Genomic DNA, 17,549 nt, shown 5'->3' on the forward strand with positions numbered 1-17,549 from the left:
GGTTACCTCGGGGTAGAGATGACGTTTGGGCTTCCGAGGTACACGATGGGGGGCGGTGCAGACACTGGAGAACAGCGAGAGTAAGGAACAGCGTGGCTTCCGGATCCGATCGCAACCCGATCATCATTGGCGGCCTTCCGAGTCAGGTTCCTGACTTCGATCCCGAGGAAACCCAGGAGTGGCTCGACTCCCTCGACGCCGCGATCGACGAGCGCGGCCGGGAGCGGGCCCGCTACCTCATGCTGCGGCTGATCGAGCGCGCCCGCGAGAAGCGCGTGGCCGTGCCGGAGATGCGCAGCTCGGACTACGTCAACACGATCCCCACCAGGGCCGAGCCGTTCTTCCCGGGCAACGAGGAGATCGAGCGCAGGATCCTCAACGCGACCCGCTGGAACGCGGCGGTGATGGTGTCCAGGGCCCAGCGGCCCGGCATCGGCGTCGGCGGTCACATCGCCACCTTCGCGTCCTCCGCGTCCCTCTACGACGTCGGCTTCAACCACTTCTTCCGCGGCAAGGACGAGGGCGACGGCGGCGACCAGGTCTTCTTCCAGGGCCACGCCTCCCCCGGCATCTACGCCCGCGCGTTCCTGCTGGACCGGCTGAGCGAGCAGAACCTGGACGCGTTCCGCCAGGAGAAGTCGAAGGCGCCGTACGGGCTGTCCTCGTATCCGCACCCGCGGCTGATGCCGGACTTCTGGGAGTTCCCGACCGTGTCCATGGGCCTCGGCCCGATCGGCGCGATCTACCAGGCGCGGATGAACCGCTACCTCCACGCGCGCGGGATCGCCGACACCTCGAAGTCGCGGGTGTGGGCGTTCCTCGGCGACGGCGAGATGGACGAGCCGGAGTCGCTCGGCCAGCTGTCCCTGGCCGCCCGTGAGGGCCTGGACAACCTGACCTTCGTCGTCAACTGCAACCTCCAGCGGCTCGACGGCCCGGTGCGCGGCAACGGCAAGGTGATCCAGGAGTTGGAGTCGGTCTTCCGGGGCGCCGGCTGGAACGTGATCAAGCTGATCTGGGACCGCACCTGGGACCCGCTGCTCGCGCAGGACCGGGACGGCATCCTCGTCAACAAGATGAACACGACCCCGGACGGCCAGTTCCAGACGTACGCCACCGAGTCCGGCTCGTACATCCGCGACCACTTCTTCGGCGACGACCAGCGGCTGCGGGCGATGGTCCAGGGCATGACCGACGACCAGATCCTGCACCTGGGGCGCGGCGGCCACGACCACAAGAAGATCTACGCGGCGTTCAAGGCGGCCGTGGAGCACAGCGGTCAGCCGACGGTGATCCTGGCGAAGACCATCAAGGGCTGGACGCTGGGTCCGAACTTCGAGGGCCGCAACGCCACGCACCAGATGAAGAAGCTGACGGTGGCCGACCTCAAGGGCTTCCGCGACCGGCTGCATCTGCCGATCTCCGACCAGGAGCTGGAGTCCGGCGCGCCGCCGTACTACCACCCGGGGCGGAACTCGGAGGAGATCCAGTACATGCACGACCGGCGCAAGTCGCTGGGCGGGTACGTCCCGACCCGTGTCGTGCGCTCCAAGCCGCTCGCGCTGCCCGAGGACAAGACGTACGCGAGTGTGAAGAAGGGCTCCGGCCAGCAGTCGATCGCGACAACCATGGCGTTCGTCCGGCTGCTCAAGGACCTCATGCGGGACAAGGAGCTCGGCAAGCGGTTCGTGCTGATCGCGCCGGACGAGTACCGCACCTTCGGCATGGACTCGTTCTTCCCGAGCGCGAAGATCTACAACCCGCTCGGCCAGCAGTACGAGTCCGTCGACCGCGATCTGCTGCTCGCGTACAAGGAGTCGCCGACCGGCCAGATGCTGCACGACGGCATCTCGGAGGCGGGCTGCACGGCCTCGCTGATCGCGGCGGGCTCGTCGTACGCCACGCACGGCGAGCCGCTGATCCCGGTGTACGTCTTCTACTCGATGTTCGGTTTCCAGCGCACCGGCGACCAGTTCTGGCAGATGTCGGACCAGCTGGCGCGCGGTTTCGTGCTGGGCGCGACCGCCGGCCGCACCACCCTGACCGGTGAGGGCCTGCAGCACGCGGACGGCCACTCCCAGCTGCTCGCGTCGACGAACCCGGGCTGTGTGGCGTACGACCCGGCGTACTCGTACGAGATCGCGCACATCGTGCAGGACGGGCTGCGCAGGATGTACGGCAGCTCGGCGGAGCATCCGCACGGCGAGGACGTCTTCTACTACCTCACCGTCTACAACGAGCCGATCCAGCACCCGGCCGAGCCGGCGAACGTGGACGTCGAGGGCATCCTCAAGGGCATCCACCGCATCGGCGAGGGCACGGCGGGCTCCGTCCCGGCGCAGATCATCGCCTCGGGTGTGGCCGTGCCGTGGGCCGTCGAGGCGCAGAAGATCCTCGCCGAGGAGTGGAACGTCAAGGCGGACGTCTGGTCGGCGACCTCCTGGAACGAGCTGCGGCGCGAGGCCGTCGAGGTCGAGCGGCACAACCTGCTCCACCCGGAGGAGGAGCAGCGGGTCCCGTACGTGACGCGCAAGCTGTCCGGGGCCGAGGGGCCGTTCGTGGCCGTCTCCGACTGGATGCGGGCGGTGCCGGACCAGATCGCCCGCTGGGTGCCGGGCACGTACCAGTCGCTGGGCGCGGACGGCTTCGGCTTCGCCGACACCCGTGGGGCGGCGCGGCGCTTCTTCCACATCGACGCGCAGTCCGTGGTCGTGGGCGTGCTGACCGAGCTGGCCCGGGAGGGCAAGCTCGACCGGTCGGTGCTGAAGCAGGCGATCGACCGGTACCAGCTGCTCGACGTGGCGGCGGCGGACCCGGGGGCTGCCGGAGGCGACGCGTAGCGCATAGCGCACGAAGGGGTGGTGGGGCCGATGGCTCCACCACCCCTTACGCGTTCTTTACGATGCCTCCATGCACGCACGTACGGCGCAGGAGCGTTGGGAAGAGCTGAGCCAACGGCCACTGCTGGCCCTCGCCCTGGTGTTCGCGGTCGCCTACGCGGTACCTATCGTGGACACGTCGGCCGGGCATACGGTGACGGCCGCGTGCACGGTGGTCGAGTGGGTCGTGTGGGGGGCGTTCGCCACGGACTACCTGGTGCGGCTGGCGCTGGCGTCCGACCGGCGGACGTTCGTCCGTACCCACTGGCTGGACCTGTGCGCGGTGGTGCTCCCGCTCGTCGCGGAGCTCCGGCTGCTGCGGCTCGTCTCCACGCTTCTGCTGCTGGGGCGGCGGGCGCGGATGGCCACGCAGATCCAGGTGACGACGTATGTCGCGGGGGTGGTCGTCGGGCTGCTGATGTTCGGGTCGCTCGCCGTGCTGTCGGTGGAGCGGGACTCACCGGACGGGAACATCCGCACGCTGGGTGACGCCCTGTGGTGGTCGTTCACCACGATGACCACCGTGGGGTACGGCGACCACGCGCCGACCACCGGGATGGGCCGGATCATCGCGGTCGGGCTGATGCTGTCCGGTATCGCGTTGCTGGGTGTGGTGACCGCCAACATCGCCGCCTGGTTCATCGAGCGCTTCGAGAAGGACGACGTGGAGGAGCGGGCCCAGACGGCGGCGATCCTCGCGTTGACCGAGGAGGTGCGGGCGCTGCGCGAGGAGGTCGCGGAACTCCGGCACGGGGCTCAGGAGCACGAGCCCCTCACAGCAACCCGGTCCCCGGTGTCGCCGCACCCGCCAGCCAGATGACCGCCAGCAGGGTGTCGATGGCGCCCAGCACGACGGCGACCAGGGCCGGCACCGGCCGGGAACCCGACCAGGTACGGCCCATGGCCAGCCAGCCGCAGACGATCGCCGCGGGGCCCAGGACGATGCCCAGGGCGAAGAAACCGGCGACCGCGCAGACGAGGCCGACGATACCGAGCGTCGCGCGATCCGGCCCGGCCCCTGACCTGGTGCGGCCGGCTGAGCGGGGGTACCTGCGCGTGCCGTGTCCAGAGCCGGCCATCGTCAACTCCCTGTTCTCCGGGGATGTTCCGATGGTCGGGTACCCACCGCTCGCGATTCATGCCCGCCGGACACGGGCCGGGGCTGCGGCGCGCCGTCCCCCTCCGGCAGCGCGTCGCAGCCCTGTCCGCCCTGCCATCCGGAGGGCTTGACTAACTGTGACCTGTGGCGCGCACCGGAGGCGAGGGACCTTTAGCGTTGTCACCCTGATAGGGGAATTTCCTTGACGTCGCGTCAGCTTCGCCGCCGGTGCGCGGTCTTCCGTACGGGCCTCAGATGTGGCCGACCCCGGCGCCCGCCTCCGCGTTCTCGCCGCGCTTGGTGAGCAGCGCGACGAACACGGCGACGACCGCGACCCCGGCCGCGACCAGGGACGCGAGGCTCATGCCGGAGATGAAGGTGTCGTGCGCGACGTCGGTGATCTTCGCGGCGACCTCGGCCGGCGTCTCGGGCGTCACCGGCGCCACCCCGACCTGGACCGCCTCGGAGGCCTGGTCCAGCTGGGCGGGGGTGAGCTCGGGCAGGCCCGCCGCGGTCCAGTTGCCCGGCAGGTCGCCGTCCACCTTGGAGGCCATCACGGCGCCCAGCACGGCGGTGCCGAGGCTGCCGCCGATCTGCATGGCCGCCTGCTGGAGGCCGCCCGCCACGCCGGACAGCTCCATGGGCGCGTTGCCGACGATGACCTCGGTGGCGCCGACCATGACCGGGGCGAGGCCGAGGCCCAGCAGGGCGAACCAGAGGGACATGACCGCGCTGCCGGTGTCCGTGTCCAGCGTGGACATGCCGTACATGGCGATCGCGGTGGCCGCCATGCCGCCGGCCAGCGGGATGCGCGGGCCCAGCTTGGTGATCAGCGCGCCCGCGAGCGGGGAGCCGACGATCATCATGCCGGTGAGGGGGAGGAGGTGCATACCGGCGTCGATGGGCTTCATCCCGTGCACGTTCTGCAGGTAGAACGTCACGAAGAACAGGCCGCCCATGAAGGCGATGGCCATCAGGACCATCAGGACCACGCCCGCCGACAGCGGTACGGAACGGAACAGCGCCAGCGGGATCAGCGGCTCCTTGACCTTCGTCTCCCAGAAGGCGAAGGCGGCGAAGAGGGCCGCGGACCCGATGACGAACGCCCAGGTCTTGCCGTCGCCCCAGCCCCAGGTCGGGGCCTTGATCAGGGCCCAGACCAGGCAGAACATCGCGGCCGACAGCAGCGCGATGCCGAGCAGGTCGAAGGAGCGCGGCGCGTTTTCCGCGCGGTGGTCGAGCAGGATCAGCACGCCCAGGACGAGGGCGACCAGGCCGACCGGCACGTTGATGAAGAACACCGACTGCCAGCTGACGTGCTCGACGAGGACACCGCCGAGGATCGGGCCGCCCGCGGTGGAGGCGCCGATGACCATGCCCCAGATGCCGATGGCCATGTTGAGCTTCTCGGCCGGGAAGGTCGCCCGCAGCAGACCGAGCGCGGCCGGCATCAGCAGCGCGCCGAAGAGGCCCTGCAGGACCCGGAAGGTGACGACGAGCGCGATGCTGTCGGACAGGCCGATCGCGCCGGAGGCGGCGGCGAAGCCGACGACGCCTATCAGGAAGGTCTGCCGGTGGCCGAAGCGGTCACCGAGCTTGCCCGCGGTGATCAGGGAGACCGCGAGGGCCAGGAAGTAGCCGTTGGTGATCCACTGCACCTGGGCGAAGGTGGCGCCCAGGTCCTTCTGGATGGCCGGGTTGGCGATGGCCACGATGGTGCCGTCGAGGGCCACCATCATGACCCCGACGGCGACGGTGATGAGGGTGAACCACGGGTGGCCGCGCAGCCCCGGGGCCGGCGGCGGATCCGACGGGGCTGCTGACGCCTTGTCCCCCGGCCCCGTCGTGTCGATGGTGGTCTGACTAGTCATGCGTTCGAGGCTAAGGACAGCCACTGACAATTGACAAACGAGTTCACAAGTCAGTAACTGACACCTATGCGAACACTGCGCGAACAGACCTTGCGCGAGCGCAAGAAGCGGCGCACCCGGGACGCCCTGCTGCGGGCCGCGGTGGAGCTGTTCGTGTCGCGGGGCTACGAGCACACCACCGTCGACGCGATCGCCGAGGCCGTCGACGTCTCCCAGCGCACCTTCTTCCGCTACTTCGCCGGCAAGGAGGAGGCCGCGCTGGGGGTGGTGGAGCTGACCGTGGAGCGGTTCGTGCAGGCGGTGCGGGAGCGTCCGGCGCACGAGCCGCCGATGGAGGCGCTGCGCCAGGCCGTGCTGGACGGCTGGTCCTCGATCAACGAGGTCGTGGAGAGCGTCGTACCCGTGGAGCTGCATCTGCGGATGTACCGGGTGATCGAGTCGACGCCGGTGCTGCTCGCCGCGTATCTTCGGCGGTCGACCGAGGTCGAGGAGACCCTCGCGGGCGTGATCGCCGAGCGGGAGGGCCTGGACGTGGACGCCGATCCGCGGCCGCGGCTCGCGGTGGCGGTGTTCAGTGGCGTGATGCGGGTGACGGAGCGGCAGTGGGTGGCGCGGGAGGAGGGCGAGTTCAGCCTGGCCGGTATGCGTGCGCTGACGTCCCGCTACCTCGACCAGGTCGGACCCGCTCTGCTCGGGAGCTGGCGCGAGGAGCGGCCCGAAGGTCTTGAGGGCTGAAGGCGTTTATGACCATCGACACGCCGGTCGAAACGTGATCCCCGCCACTTTATTAACCTGAGACCCTCCCGTTCTCCTAGTGTGTCCTCCCAGTGACTTCCTTCGACACCTCCCCGCAACTGAGCCTCTGGCGCGCTCTCCCCGCCCTGGCGGTGGTGTTCGTGATGCTGGCGACCACCGGCTGGACCGCCGTACGCCACCACCAGGGGACCACCGCGTTGAAGGCCTCGCGCTCGGCCTGGGAGCACGGCCGGATCGACGGCCGCGCACTGCCGGACCTCGACACGGCACCGGGCAGGCTCGCCCACTTCTTCGCCTCCCTCACCGCCACCCAGCGCACCGGCCTCGCGCACGACTACGCGCTCGCCGTGGGCAACATGAACGGCGCCCCGGTCGAGCTGCGCTACCGCGCCAACCGCATCGCCCTGCGCCAGCAGACCCGCGTCGAGCGCAAGCGGATGCACGACAGCCGGCTCACGCCCGCCGGACAGCAGGAGGCCGGGCGGCGCATGCACCGCTACGAGGCGATGCGCGCCGCCGGCCGGCACATCCTCGCCTTCGACCCGGAGGGCTCGGGCCGGGCCGCCGAGGTCTTCGGCGACCTGGACACCGCCGAGCGGGTCTCCGTCGTCGTCCCCGGCGTCGACACCGATCTGCTCACCTTCCAGCGCACCAACCGCAAGTACTCGGCGCCCGTCGGCATGGCCGAGGCGCTGTACGCGGCCGAGCGCGAGGCGCGCCCCTCGACCCGGACGGCCGTGATCGCCTGGGCCGACTACACCTCCCCCGACGGCCTCGGCATCGACTCGGCGACCGCGATGCGCGCCGAGAACGGCGCCGTGCGGCTGAACGCCCTGCTGCGCGCCCTGCCGGGCACCTCGCCGGTCTCGCTGTTCTGCCACAGCTACGGCTCGGTGCTGTGCGGGGTCGCCGCGCACACGCTGCCGGACCGGGTGAGCGACATCGCGGTGGCCGGCAGCCCCGGTATGCGGGTGGAGAAGGCGGCCGAGCTGGGCACCGAGGCCCTGGTGTGGGCCATGCGGGACGCCGACGACTGGGTGGGGGACGTACCGCATCTGGAGGTCGGCGGGCTCGGGCACGGCGAGGATCCGATGGCCCGGGCGTTCGGGGCACGGGTGGTGTCCTCGAAGGACGCGGAGGGCCACGGCGGCTACTTCGTGCCCGGCACCGACAGCCTGCGCAACCTCGCCGACATCGGCACTGGCGCGTACCGTTCGGTGGACTGCGCCGACGACTCCGGCGCCTGCCGGGAGGGTTTGTCCGACACGACCACGGCTGGACGCGCGTAGAGACGCAGGAATTGCGGCGTGCGCGAGGAGGGGACGAAGATGCGTGTCCCGCATACGATGAGCCGCATGGGTGACGTACTGGCCGGATTTCATGCCGCCTGGGAGTTCGAGTCCGACTCCGTCCTCATCCGCTACGAACGGGGGATGCGCACACCCAAGCTGCTGTCGGCGCTGGGTGAACGAAGAATTCCGCTCACCGCGCTGTCCGGGGTGACGCTCACCCCGGGCCGGCGCGGGACCGTCGTGCTGCGCGCGGAGCCGCGGGCGGGGGCCGATCCGCTCATGGAGGCGGCGGCGGGCCAGCTCAAGGACGGCTCCGACCCCTACCGGCTGGTGCTGCCCGCCGAGCGGGAGGTGCTCGCGGAGTACTACGCCGACGAGCTGCGGTCCCGGCTGCGGGAGCGGGAGGAGTCCGGACCGGCGGAACGGTTCCTCGTACCGCCGCCGGAGGCGCCGCTGTCCTTCAAGGCGTACGACGGGAAGGCGTCCTTCGACGGCCGGACCGTGCGGTTCCGGTGGTTCTGGACGGGGGCGTCGTCGGCGAAGTGGAAGGCCGGCGACCAGAGTTTCGCCGTGTCCGAGCTGAGCGGGGTCGAGTGGCGGTCGCCGGAGGTGTTCGAGGGGCATCTCCGGCTGGTGCGGCACGAGGGTGCGCCCGCGCAGGCCGACCAGGACCCGGGGACCGTGGTGTTCGGGCTGGGATACGGGCCGGTGCACGAGTCGTTGCCGTTCGCCGCGGCGGTCCTGGCCGCCGTACGCAGCCGTGGGCCCGTGGCCTCGGTCACGGGCCCACGACGCGATCCCTCGGACATCGCCGACCGGATCAGGCATCTCGGAGAGCTGCATCGGGCCGGGCTGGTGACCGATGACGAGTTCTCCGCGAAGAAGGCGGAACTGCTGTCGGAGCTGTGACTACTCGCGGCCGGCCGAGGAGAACCGCATGTCCGCGTAACGGTCGCCCGCCACCCGGGCCGCGATCGGGTCCAGCAGCGCCAGCTCCTCCGCCGTCAGCCGGATCGCCGCCGCGGCCGTGTTCTCCTCGACCCTCGACGCCTTGCGCGTGCCCGGGATCGGGACCAGCGGGAGGCCGTGGACCTCGGTCTGCTGGTGGACCCAGGCCAGGGCTATCTGGCCCAGGGTCGCGTCGTGGGCCTTGGCCAGCGCGCGGACCGGCTCCAGCAGGGCGCTGTTCGCCGCCGCGTTCTCGCCGGTGAAGCGGGGCTGCGTACGGCGGTAGTCGTCGGCGGTGAGCTCCTGGGCGGCGTCGGTGAAGGAGCCGGTGAGGAAGCCGCGGCCGAGCGGGGAGTACGGGACGAGGGTCACGCCGAGGTCGGCGGCGGCCGGGACCACGTGGGCCTCGATGTCCCGGCTGAACAGGGACCACTCCGACTGCAGGGCGGCGATGGGGTGCACGGCGTGCGCGGCGCGCAGCTCGGCGGCCGTCACCTCGCTCAGGCCGAGCTGCTTGACCTTGCCCTCGCGGACCAGCTCGGCCATCACGCCGACGGTGTCCTCGATCGGGACGTCCACATCGCGCCGGTGCATGTAGTAGAGGTCGATGACGTCGACGTCCAGCCGCTTCAGGCTCGCCTCGACGGCCTCGCGGATGTACGGGGCGTCGTTGCGGACGACCCGCCGGGTGGGGTCGTCCGCCGGGATCGACAGGGCGAACTTGGTGGCGATGACGACCTCGTCGCGGTGCGCCTTGAAGAACGGGGAGAGGAAGCGCTCGTTCTCCCCGGCGCCGTAGGCGTCCGCCGTGTCGTACAGGGTGACGCCCAGCTCCAGGGCGCGCTCCAGGGCGGCCCGGGACTCGTTCGCGTCCGAGGGGCCGTACGCGAAGCTCATGCCCATGCAGCCGAGGCCCTGGACACCGACCTCGGGGCCGTTCTCACCGAGTCGCGCGGTCGGGATCCTGTTGTCGGTCATCGGGTGGTCCTCTCCCCTTCGTACGCCTGGACGCGCGAGGCGTCCGCATAGAACATGATCTTGCGGTCGAGCACGGCGAGCGTGTCCTGGAGCTCGGCGATCCGGGCCGTGACGTCCCGCCGCGTCGCCTCCAGCAGCTCGTAGCGCTCGCCGTACGTGCTGTCGCCCTCGCGCACCAGCTCCGCGTACCGCACCATGTCGGCGACCGGCATCCCGGTCAGCCGCAGCTTGCCGACGAGGTCGAGCCAGTCCAGGTCACGGTTGCTGTAGCGGCGCTGGCCGGTGTGCGAGCGGTCGATGTGGGACATCAGCCCGATCCGCTCGTACCAGCGCAGGGTGTGGGCCGTCAGGCCGGTGAACGCGACGACCTCGCTGATCGTGTAGCTGTCCTGCCCGTCGGGGCGGGGATGCCGCGGTGGTGGCGCGGAGCAGACGTCTGCGGGGCTCGGGGCTTGTTCGGTGGTCACGGGCGTGGTCTGCAACACCGTCATGGCCTCCACGCTATGACCTTGGAGTGGGCTCCAAGCAAGCGGAATCGGTAAGAATTCGGGGGACGCGGCCTGATCATGACGGTTAGCGTGCGGAGCCATGACCGTTGTGCGCCGGGCGCTGCCCGAGGACGCCGTCGAGGTACTGCGGCTGCGTCAGTTGAATCCTCCCTCCCTGAAGGGGAGGGGATTCCTGGCTCAGGCTGCCTCCTGGAGCGGAACTCCAGGAGGTCTTGCGCCGTCGGCACCAGCCGGGTTGAGACCAGCCCGGACGAGCATCACGCGTGCGGAGTTCTTGTCTCGTGGGGACACGGTTCCGCATGTGGTGCAGGTGTAGGTGCGCTCACCCAGCGGCAGTGCGTGCTTGGCTCTCGCATCGCAGTGCGCGCAGTCCATCGTCGTGTGCGCGGGGTGGACGAGGCGGATGTCCCGCCCGTGCTTGCGGCCCATCTCGATCAGGGCCTGCTTCGTGGCGCCGATGGCGGCGTCAGCGGCCTTACGGGCCATGGTGGTCCTGGCCAGGAACTTCGGCTTGAAGTCCTCGACGGCGTCATGGTCACGGACAACTTTCTTGGCCCACTTACGGCCGGTGTCCTTTCGCTGCCGGGCGGCCTTCTTGTACGACTTCGCCCGCAGCCTCTTCGCCGCGCGGTAGCCCTTCGATCCGGCTTGTCCCATCTTCGGTCTGCGGCGGGCCATCATCCGGTCGTACCGGCACAGCTTCGCCTGAGCCTTGCTGCCGTGCCCGGCGTGCGGCAGATCGTGAGCGTCGGACGTGGTGGTCGCGGTCTCCTTCACGCCCCAGTCGACGCCGAGTACCCGGCCGGTCTCCGGCAGGGGTTCGGCCTGAGCGGGGACGACGAAGCTGGCGTACCAGTGCCCGAGGCTGTCCTGGTACACGCGCACCGAGGACGGCTCGGCCGGAAGTTCCCTCGACCACACCACCGTCAGGACGATGCCGCCCGCCAGATGCAGCCTGCCGTGCCTCAGCCGGAAACCGCGCTGGGTGTAGTTGAGACTCGTCGGCGTCTCGCGCTTCTTCTTGTGCCGGGGCATCCCGGCCCGGCGGGCCATCCGAAGTCACGGATGACCTGCTGCTGGGGAACCGACGAGCCCTCACGCAGCCACGGCGTCCGAGTGCGGGCCTCGGTCAGCATCCGATCGAGCTGTGCCGGGCCGCACGTGGCGTTCTGCCCGGTGGCCTGGTTGTGCCGGTGCACGGCCCTGGACTTGGCGACACACTCGTTCCACGTCCACCGGCACCGGTCCCACTCCGCCGCCAGAGCAGTGCGGGCGGCAGACGACACTCGCAGCCGGTAGGTGTACCGGGCATGCCCCACACCGATGGGCCCCACCGCTTCCCCCATGCCGAGACCCCCGCTCTCGTTCCCGTCGCCCACCCCCTGCACTCACACGACCATACGAGCGAGATCCGCACACCTGCACCCATCTCCCGCCGCGATCACCCCCATCAGCGAACACGGAAACACACGTTCGCCTTCCGTCGGCTCCGCCGGGAGCGCAGTGGCGCTCCGCATCGTTGTCACGGGAGGCGATTCCTCCCCGGGCGGGAACGCCGGGGCCTCCTCGCAAGTCACCAGGTGAGGGACATAGGCTCGACGGCATGTCGCTGAAGAGCCTCGCGTTGATCGAGAACTGGCCGGTTCCCTCCGCCGCCGCGGGTGTCGTCCGGGCCGACGGCACGGTCCTGGGCACCCACGGGCCCGTCGGACGGCGCTTCCCGCTGGCCTCGGTCACCAAGCCGCTCGCCGCGTACGCCGTGCTCGTCGCGTACGAGGAGGGGGCGGTGGAGCTGGACGAGCCGGCCGGTCCGCCCGGGGCGACGGTCCGGCATCTCCTCGCGCACACCTCGGGGCTCGCCTTCGACGAGCACCGGGTGACGGCGGCGCCCGGGGAGCGGCGGCTGTACTCCAACGCCGGGTTCGAACAGCTCGGCGACCACCTCGCGAAGGCCACGGACATCCCGTTCGCGGAGTATCTGCGGCAGGCGGTGCTGGAGCCGCTGGGCATGACGGCCACCACGCTGGAGGGCTCCCCGGCGAAGGACGGCGTCTCGACCGTCGAGGACCTTCTCCGGTTCGCGGCCGAGGTGCAGGCGCCCCGGCTGCTGGACCCGCGCACGGTCGCCGAGGCGATGAGCGTCCAGTACCCGGGCACGAAGGGCGTCCTACCGGGCTACGGCCACCAGAACCCCAACGACTGGGGCCTCGGCTTCGAGATCCGCGACACCAAGTCCCCGCACTGGACCGGGAGTTCGTCCTCCCCGCGCACCTTCGGGCACTTCGGCCAGTCCGGTACGTTCCTGTGGATCGACCCCGACGCCGGGGTGGCCGGGGTCGCGCTGACCGACCGCGCCTTCGGGCCCTGGGCGGTCGAGGCGTGGCCGCCGTTCACGGACTCGGTGCTCGCCGAGGTGCGGGCGGGCGGGCGCTGAACTACCCCGCAGCCGCGGGCCGTTGATCACCCCGGGATACCCTCGTGCCGCAACACAGGCCTCAGATCTCGGGGGAGAACCATGGGCGGGGTGCAACCGGGCGGACAGTTCCGCCCGTTGGAGAGCGGCGACCCGGCGGAAGTGGCGGGTTACCGGCTCGCGGCACGGCTCGGCTCGGGCGGCATGGGCACCGTGTACCTGTCGTACACCCCGGGCGGGCATCCGATCGCCCTGAAGACCATCCGGCCGGAGCTGAGCGAGGACGCCGAGTTCCGCCGCCGCTTCCGGCAGGAGGTCCAAGCCGCCCAGCGGGTGCAGGGCCTGCACACCGCCCCCGTCCTCGACTTCGACACGGAGGGCGACCGGCCCTGGCTGGCCACCGCCTATGTGCCGGGCCCCTCGCTGGCCGCCGCCGTCGCCGAGCACGGCCCGCTGCCGGTGCCGTCGCTCCTGCTGCTGCTCGCCGGGACGGCCGAGGCGCTGTCGGTGATCCACGGCGCGGGCATCGTCCACCGCGACCTCAAGCCCTCCAATGTGCTGCTCGCCGCCGACGGACCCCGGGTCATCGACTTCGGCATCGCCCGGGCCGCCGACGCCACCGCCCTGACCGGCACCGGCGTCTCCCTCGGCACCCCGGCGTTCATGTCGCCGGAACAGGCCGCCGGGAAGGAGGTCGCCCCCGCGTCCGACGTGTTCGCGCTCGGCCAGGTGGCCGCCTACGCGGCGCGCGGCACCGGCGCGTACGGGGACGGACCCTCGCACGCCGTGCTGTACCGGATCGTCCACGAGGAGCCCGACCTCACCGGCCTCCCCGCCGAACTCGCCTTCGTCGCCCGCTGTCTGGCCAAGGACCCGGCCGACCGCCCCTCCCCCGCCGACCTCGTGCAGCTCTGCCAGGACGCGTCACCGACCCCGCTGCGCCAGTCCGGCTCCTGGCTCCCGAAGGCGATCAGCGCCCAGATCACCCAGCGGATCTCGGCATCGGCGGAACTGGCCTCGCCGCCCGCCCCCACGGCCCCGCTGACCCAGGTCGACCAGCCGCAGCAGCACGCGGCACCGACGGTGACCATGCCGCCGGCGCCCCCGCAGGTCCCGCCGCAGCCGGTCACCCCGGCCTACGGCCACCCCATGGCGCCGCCCGCGCACCCGTCGCCGTACGCCCAGCACGGCCCGTACCACGCGCCCCAGGCGGGTCCCTACGTCCAGCCGCGTCCGGGCTGGCAGCCGCCGCCGCGCCCGTCCGGCACCCGGCGCGCGCTGGGCATCATCGCGGGTGTCCTGCTGCCCCTCGCCGGCTGCACGGGTCTGCTGTACGCGGTCGGCTCGACAAGCAGCAGCTCGGGCAGCGGATCGGACACCACGAGCTCGGCCTCCGCGAAGCCGCTGCCCGACCCCGAGCCGGTGAGCTTCAAGTCGATCAACATCCCGGACGGCTACTACATCCAGTTCGCGGACTCACCGCCCAAGCCCCAGGACGACGACGTCGAGATCTACGGGAGCGACCTGTACTACTACGACGACGAACTGCACAGCGCCGGTGACAAGATCGTCCTGCTGAACAACGCGCAGAAGGGGTCGCTGAAGACCTGCCGCGAGGAGACCCGCTACGCCGACTCCGTCTCCCTCTCGCAGCTCTCGAAGGGCAGCCAGCTCTGCGTGCACACGGACTCGGGGCACATTGCGCTGGTGACCTTCCGGGGCACCGCCGCCGAGAGCGACCCGAGCGACTACGTCTCGCTGGACCTGACGATCTGGCGCAACGCCGAGGAAGCCTCCGACTCCTAGGTCGCGTCCGGCCCAGCGCCTGTCGGTTTCAGACCGACAGCTCCCAGACCAGCACCTCGGCCGGGCCGGTCAGGGTGAGGAGTTCCAGGTCCTTCTCGTCGGCGGCCCGCACGGCGTCCCCGGGGCCCAGCTCGTGCGGGCCCATCCGGACCGTGCCGCGCACCACGTGGACGTACGCCCGGGGCGCGTCCGGCACCGCCGTCCGCTCCCCCGGCACCAGACGCCGCACGTGGAGCATCGCGCCCGCGTCCGGGACGGCGTACGGGGTGGAGTCCGCGATGCCGTGGACGATCTCGTACGACGGGTCGCCGCCGGGGTCCAGGGGGGCCAGCCACATCTGCACGAAGGTGAGGGGGGCCGTGCCGTCGTTGCGTTCGACGTGCCGGACGCCCGCCGCCGAGCTGAGGCGCTGGACGTCCCCGGGGCGGACGGTCGTCTCATGGCCCTGCGAGTCGCGGTGGGTCAGCTGCCCCTCCACGACCCACGTCACGATCTCCGTGTGGCTGTGGGGGTGCTCGTCGAACCCGGCGCCGGGGGCGAGCCGCTCCTCGTTGCAGGCGATCAGCGCGCCGAAGCGGAGGTTGTCCGGGTCGTAGTGGGGCCCGAAGGAGAAGGCGTGCCGGGTCTCGATGCCGGCCGCCGGGTCCCCTCCGGGGTAGCGCTCGTCGGCGCGGCGTACGTCCATCACGCCCCCACGGTAGACCCACGGCGCCTTCACCGGCCCACCCGAGGCCCCGGCCACGCACACCACCCTCCCGATAAGGCAACCTTGTGCACGTGCCTGAACCCGAAACCACCCACCCCGACGCCGCAGCGCACCCCGCCCACCCGCATCCCGCGACCCTGAAGCGGCTGGTGAAGTCCTCCGGCAGCCTCGCCGCGCAGGCCATCGCGCGGATGGACGAGACGCTGCCGTGGTACCGGGCGATGCCCCCGGAGAACCGTTCCTGGATCGGGCTGGTCGCCCAGGCCGGCATCGCCGCCTTCACGGAGTGGTTCCGGCACCCGGACGCCCCGCAGGCGATCTCCACCGATGTGTTCGGGACCGCGCCCCGGGAACTGACCCGGGCGATCACGCTGCGCCAGACCGTGGAGATGGTGCGCACCACCATCGAGGTCATGGAGTCCGCGATCGACGAGGTCGCGGCCCCCGGCGACGAGGGCGTGCTGCGCGAGGCGCTGCTCGTCTACGCCCGGGAGATCGCCTTCGCCACCGCCCAGGTGTACGCCCAGGCCGCCGAGGCACGCGGTGCCTGGGACGCGCGGCTGGAGTCGCTCGTCGTCAACGCGGTGCTCAGCGGGGAGGCCGACGAGGGTGCCGTGAGCCGGGCCGCCGCGCTCGGCTGGAACGCGCCGGAGCATGTGTGCGTCGTGCTCGGCACCGCCCCGGACGGGGACTCCGAGCTGACCGTGGAGGCGATCCGGCGGGCCTCCCGGCACGCCAAGCTCCAGGTGCTCACCGGGGTGCTCGGCTCGCGACTGGTCGTCATCGCGGGCGGCAGCGACAATCCGGTGGCCGTCGCCAAGTCCCTGATCGGGCCGTTCGCGGCCGGTCCGGTGGTCGCCGGGCCCGTCGTCCCCGATCTGCTGGCGGCCACCCGGTCCGCGCAGGCCGCCGCCGCCGGACTCAAGGCGTGTTCGGCGTGGCAGGACGCGCCACGCCCGGTCCTGGCGGACGATCTGCTTCCGGAACGTGCGATCGCCGGTGATCCGAGCGCGCGCGAGCAGTTGGTGGAGGAGATCTACAGACCGCTGGAGGAGGCCGGCTCGGCGCTGCTGGAGACGCTCTCCGTCTATCTGGAACAGGCGAGCAGTCTGGAGGGCGCGGCGCGGATGCTGTTCGTGCATCCCAACACCGTGCGCTACCGGCTTCGACGTGTGACTGACGTCACCGGCTGGTCGCCATCCGATGTACGCTCCGCATTCACCCTGCGGATCGCGCTCATCCTGGGGCGCCTCGTCGACGGAGATCCCCAGACGTAGGCTTTTGTCGGGGGTCCACAAAACCCCCTGCCGTTCTTCGTCCCTGTCCCCACGGGCGGCACCGGCCGTCCACAAGAGAGAGTGTGAGAGTGCTCGTACTCGTCGCTCCCGGCCAGGGCGCCCAGACGCCCGGCTTCCTGACCCCCTGGCTCGACCTCCCCGGTGTCGAGGACCGCCTGCGTACCCTGTCGGCGGCCATCGACCTCGACCTGGTGCACTACGGCACGAACGCCGACGCGGACGAGATCCGTGACACCGCGATCGCCCAGCCGCTGCTGGTGGCGGCCGGGATCGTCTCCGCCACGGCACTTGGTGCCGTCCGGCCCGGCGCGGTCGCCGGTCACAGCGTCGGCGAGATCACCGCGGCCGCCTTCGCGGGTGTCCTCGACGACACCGCCGCCCTGAGCCTCGTCCGCCGGCGCGGGCTGGCCATGGCCGAGGCCGCGGCGGTCACCGCGACCGGGATGTCGGCGCTGCTCGGCGGCGACCCCGAGGTGACCGTGCCGCATCTGGAGAAGCTCGGGCTGACCCCGGCGAACGTCAACGGCGCGGGCCAGATCGTCGCGGCCGGCACCCTGGAGCAGCTCGCCGCGCTGAACGAGGACAAGCCCGAGGGCGTCCGCAAGGTCGTCCCGCTGAAGGTCGCCGGCGCGTTCCACACGCACCACATGGCCCCGGCCGTCGAGACCCTCGCCAAGGCCGCCGCGGAGCTGGCCCCGGCCGATCCGACGGTCACGTACGTCTCGAACAAGGACGGCAAGGCCGTCCCGACCGGCGCCGAGGTGCTGGAGCGGCTGGTCGGTCAGGTCGCCAACCCGGTCCGCTGGGACCTGTGCATGGAGACCTTCAAGGAGCTCGGCGCGACCGCGATCATCGAGGTCTGCCCCGGCGGCACGCTGGTCGGCCTGGCCAAGCGCGCCCTGCCCGGCGTCAAGACGCTCGCGCTGAAGACCCCCGACGACCTCGACGCCGCTCGTGAGCTCCTCTCCGAGCATGGCGCCGCCTGACAAGGAGC

General features: G+C 71.2%; 14 protein-coding genes and 1 pseudogene. 9 read left to right on the forward strand and 6 right to left on the reverse strand.

Translation table 11 applies throughout. The features are described 5' to 3' along the window. Positions 1-92: 92 nt before the first annotated feature. The gene (aceE, locus tag ABZ464_RS42055) at positions 93-2,840 is read left to right on the forward strand and encodes a pyruvate dehydrogenase (acetyl-transferring), homodimeric type (protein ID WP_359287188.1); all 2,748 of its coding nucleotides are present in this window, start codon (positions 93-95) and stop codon (positions 2,838-2,840) included. Between the two features lie 70 nt (positions 2,841-2,910). Then, on the forward strand, positions 2,911-3,699 hold the full coding sequence (locus ABZ464_RS42060) for an ion channel (RefSeq protein ID WP_359287189.1): 789 nt from the start codon (positions 2,911-2,913) through the stop codon (positions 3,697-3,699). Here the strand turns inward: ABZ464_RS42060 and ABZ464_RS42065 are convergent. Then, positions 3,653-3,958 (reverse strand): small hydrophobic protein, encoded by a 306-nt coding sequence (locus ABZ464_RS42065; protein WP_359287190.1) that lies wholly within the window; start codon positions 3,956-3,958, stop codon positions 3,653-3,655. The genes ABZ464_RS42060 and ABZ464_RS42065 overlap by 47 nt on opposite strands. A gap of 271 nt (positions 3,959-4,229) precedes the next feature. Continuing rightward, a complete protein-coding gene (locus ABZ464_RS42070) occupies positions 4,230-5,849 on the reverse strand; it encodes an MFS transporter (RefSeq protein ID WP_359287191.1) in 1,620 nt (539 codons plus the stop codon). Positions 5,850-5,915: 66 nt separating this feature from the next. On the opposite strand from ABZ464_RS42070, the gene ABZ464_RS42075 reads away from it, so the two are divergent. From ABZ464_RS42075 to ABZ464_RS42085, 3 genes are all read left to right on the forward strand, one after another. Continuing rightward, complete coding sequence (locus ABZ464_RS42075; RefSeq protein ID WP_359287192.1) at positions 5,916-6,584, forward strand: TetR family transcriptional regulator; 669 nt, start codon at positions 5,916-5,918, stop codon at positions 6,582-6,584. A 92-nt stretch (positions 6,585-6,676) separates the two neighbouring features. Beyond that, the gene (locus ABZ464_RS42080) at positions 6,677-7,894 is read left to right on the forward strand and encodes an alpha/beta hydrolase (RefSeq protein ID WP_359287193.1); all 1,218 of its coding nucleotides are present in this window, start codon (positions 6,677-6,679) and stop codon (positions 7,892-7,894) included. A 57-nt stretch (positions 7,895-7,951) separates the two neighbouring features. Further along, positions 7,952-8,806 (forward strand): DUF4429 domain-containing protein, encoded by an 855-nt coding sequence (locus tag ABZ464_RS42085; RefSeq protein ID WP_359287215.1) that lies wholly within the window; start codon positions 7,952-7,954, stop codon positions 8,804-8,806. Here the strand turns inward: ABZ464_RS42085 and ABZ464_RS42090 are convergent, their stop codons facing one another. The 3 genes and pseudogenes from ABZ464_RS42090 to ABZ464_RS42100 all read right to left on the reverse strand — a co-directional run bounded on the left by ABZ464_RS42090 (position 8,807) and on the right by ABZ464_RS42100 (position 11,678). Then, positions 8,807-9,823: an aldo/keto reductase gene (locus tag ABZ464_RS42090; protein WP_359287194.1), complete on the reverse strand. Its 1,017-nt coding sequence runs from the start codon at positions 9,821-9,823 to the stop codon at positions 8,807-8,809. After that, positions 9,820-10,314 carry a MerR family transcriptional regulator gene (locus ABZ464_RS42095; protein WP_359287195.1) on the reverse strand — a complete coding sequence of 165 codons (495 nt, stop codon included), beginning with the start codon at positions 10,312-10,314 and terminating at the stop codon, positions 9,820-9,822. Before ABZ464_RS42095 ends, ABZ464_RS42090 begins: the two co-directional genes overlap by 4 nt. Before the next feature lie 195 nt (positions 10,315-10,509). Continuing rightward, positions 10,510-11,678 (reverse strand): annotated as a pseudogene (locus ABZ464_RS42100) (transposase). Between the two features lie 257 nt (positions 11,679-11,935). Between ABZ464_RS42100 and ABZ464_RS42105 the strand changes: the two are divergent. Continuing rightward, positions 11,936-12,766 carry a serine hydrolase domain-containing protein gene (locus ABZ464_RS42105; protein ID WP_359287196.1) on the forward strand — a complete coding sequence of 277 codons (831 nt, stop codon included), beginning with the start codon at positions 11,936-11,938 and terminating at the stop codon, positions 12,764-12,766. 81 nt (positions 12,767-12,847) lie between these two features. Further along, positions 12,848-14,551 (forward strand): protein kinase, encoded by a 1,704-nt coding sequence (locus tag ABZ464_RS42110; protein WP_359287197.1) that lies wholly within the window; start codon positions 12,848-12,850, stop codon positions 14,549-14,551. A gap of 28 nt (positions 14,552-14,579) precedes the next feature. On the opposite strand, the gene ABZ464_RS42115 is transcribed toward ABZ464_RS42110, so the two are convergent. Further along, positions 14,580-15,236, reverse strand: a complete 657-nt coding sequence (locus ABZ464_RS42115; protein ID WP_359287216.1) for a pirin family protein — start codon at positions 15,234-15,236, stop codon at positions 14,580-14,582. A 92-nt stretch (positions 15,237-15,328) separates the two neighbouring features. On the opposite strand from ABZ464_RS42115, the gene fasR reads away from it, so the two are divergent. Both fasR and ABZ464_RS42125 read left to right on the forward strand, forming a co-directional pair. Beyond that, on the forward strand, positions 15,329-16,534 hold the full coding sequence (fasR, locus tag ABZ464_RS42120; protein WP_359287198.1) for a fatty acid biosynthesis transcriptional regulator FasR: 1,206 nt from the start codon (positions 15,329-15,331) through the stop codon (positions 16,532-16,534). 89 nt (positions 16,535-16,623) lie between these two features. Further along, positions 16,624-17,541, forward strand: a complete 918-nt coding sequence (locus ABZ464_RS42125) for an ACP S-malonyltransferase (protein WP_359287199.1) — start codon at positions 16,624-16,626, stop codon at positions 17,539-17,541. Positions 17,542-17,549: the final 8 nt, after the last annotated feature.

It is taken from the genome of Streptomyces sp. NPDC005820 (assembly GCF_040630255.1).
Lineage (GTDB): Bacteria > Actinomycetota > Actinomycetes > Streptomycetales > Streptomycetaceae > Streptomyces.

Excerpts from the sequence above, each read along its gene's own strand:
- ABZ464_RS42060 (WP_359287189.1), top strand. The coding sequence starts at position 2,911 with ATGCACGCACGTACGGCGCAGGAGCGTTGGGAAGAGCTGAGCCAACGG.
- ABZ464_RS42065 (WP_359287190.1), bottom strand. The coding sequence starts at position 3,958 with ATGGCCGGCTCTGGACACGGCACGCGCAGGTACCCCCGCTCAGCCGGC.
- ABZ464_RS42070 (WP_359287191.1), bottom strand. The coding sequence starts at position 5,849 with ATGACTAGTCAGACCACCATCGACACGACGGGGCCGGGGGACAAGGCG.
- ABZ464_RS42075 (WP_359287192.1), top strand. The coding sequence starts at position 5,916 with ATGCGAACACTGCGCGAACAGACCTTGCGCGAGCGCAAGAAGCGGCGC.
- ABZ464_RS42085 (WP_359287215.1), top strand. The coding sequence starts at position 7,952 with ATGAGCCGCATGGGTGACGTACTGGCCGGATTTCATGCCGCCTGGGAG.
- ABZ464_RS42090 (WP_359287194.1), bottom strand. The coding sequence starts at position 9,823 with ATGACCGACAACAGGATCCCGACCGCGCGACTCGGTGAGAACGGCCCC.
- ABZ464_RS42095 (WP_359287195.1), bottom strand. The coding sequence starts at position 10,314 with ATGACGGTGTTGCAGACCACGCCCGTGACCACCGAACAAGCCCCGAGC.
- ABZ464_RS42105 (WP_359287196.1), top strand. The coding sequence starts at position 11,936 with ATGTCGCTGAAGAGCCTCGCGTTGATCGAGAACTGGCCGGTTCCCTCC.
- ABZ464_RS42110 (WP_359287197.1), top strand. The coding sequence starts at position 12,848 with ATGGGCGGGGTGCAACCGGGCGGACAGTTCCGCCCGTTGGAGAGCGGC.
- ABZ464_RS42115 (WP_359287216.1), bottom strand. The coding sequence starts at position 15,236 with ATGGACGTACGCCGCGCCGACGAGCGCTACCCCGGAGGGGACCCGGCG.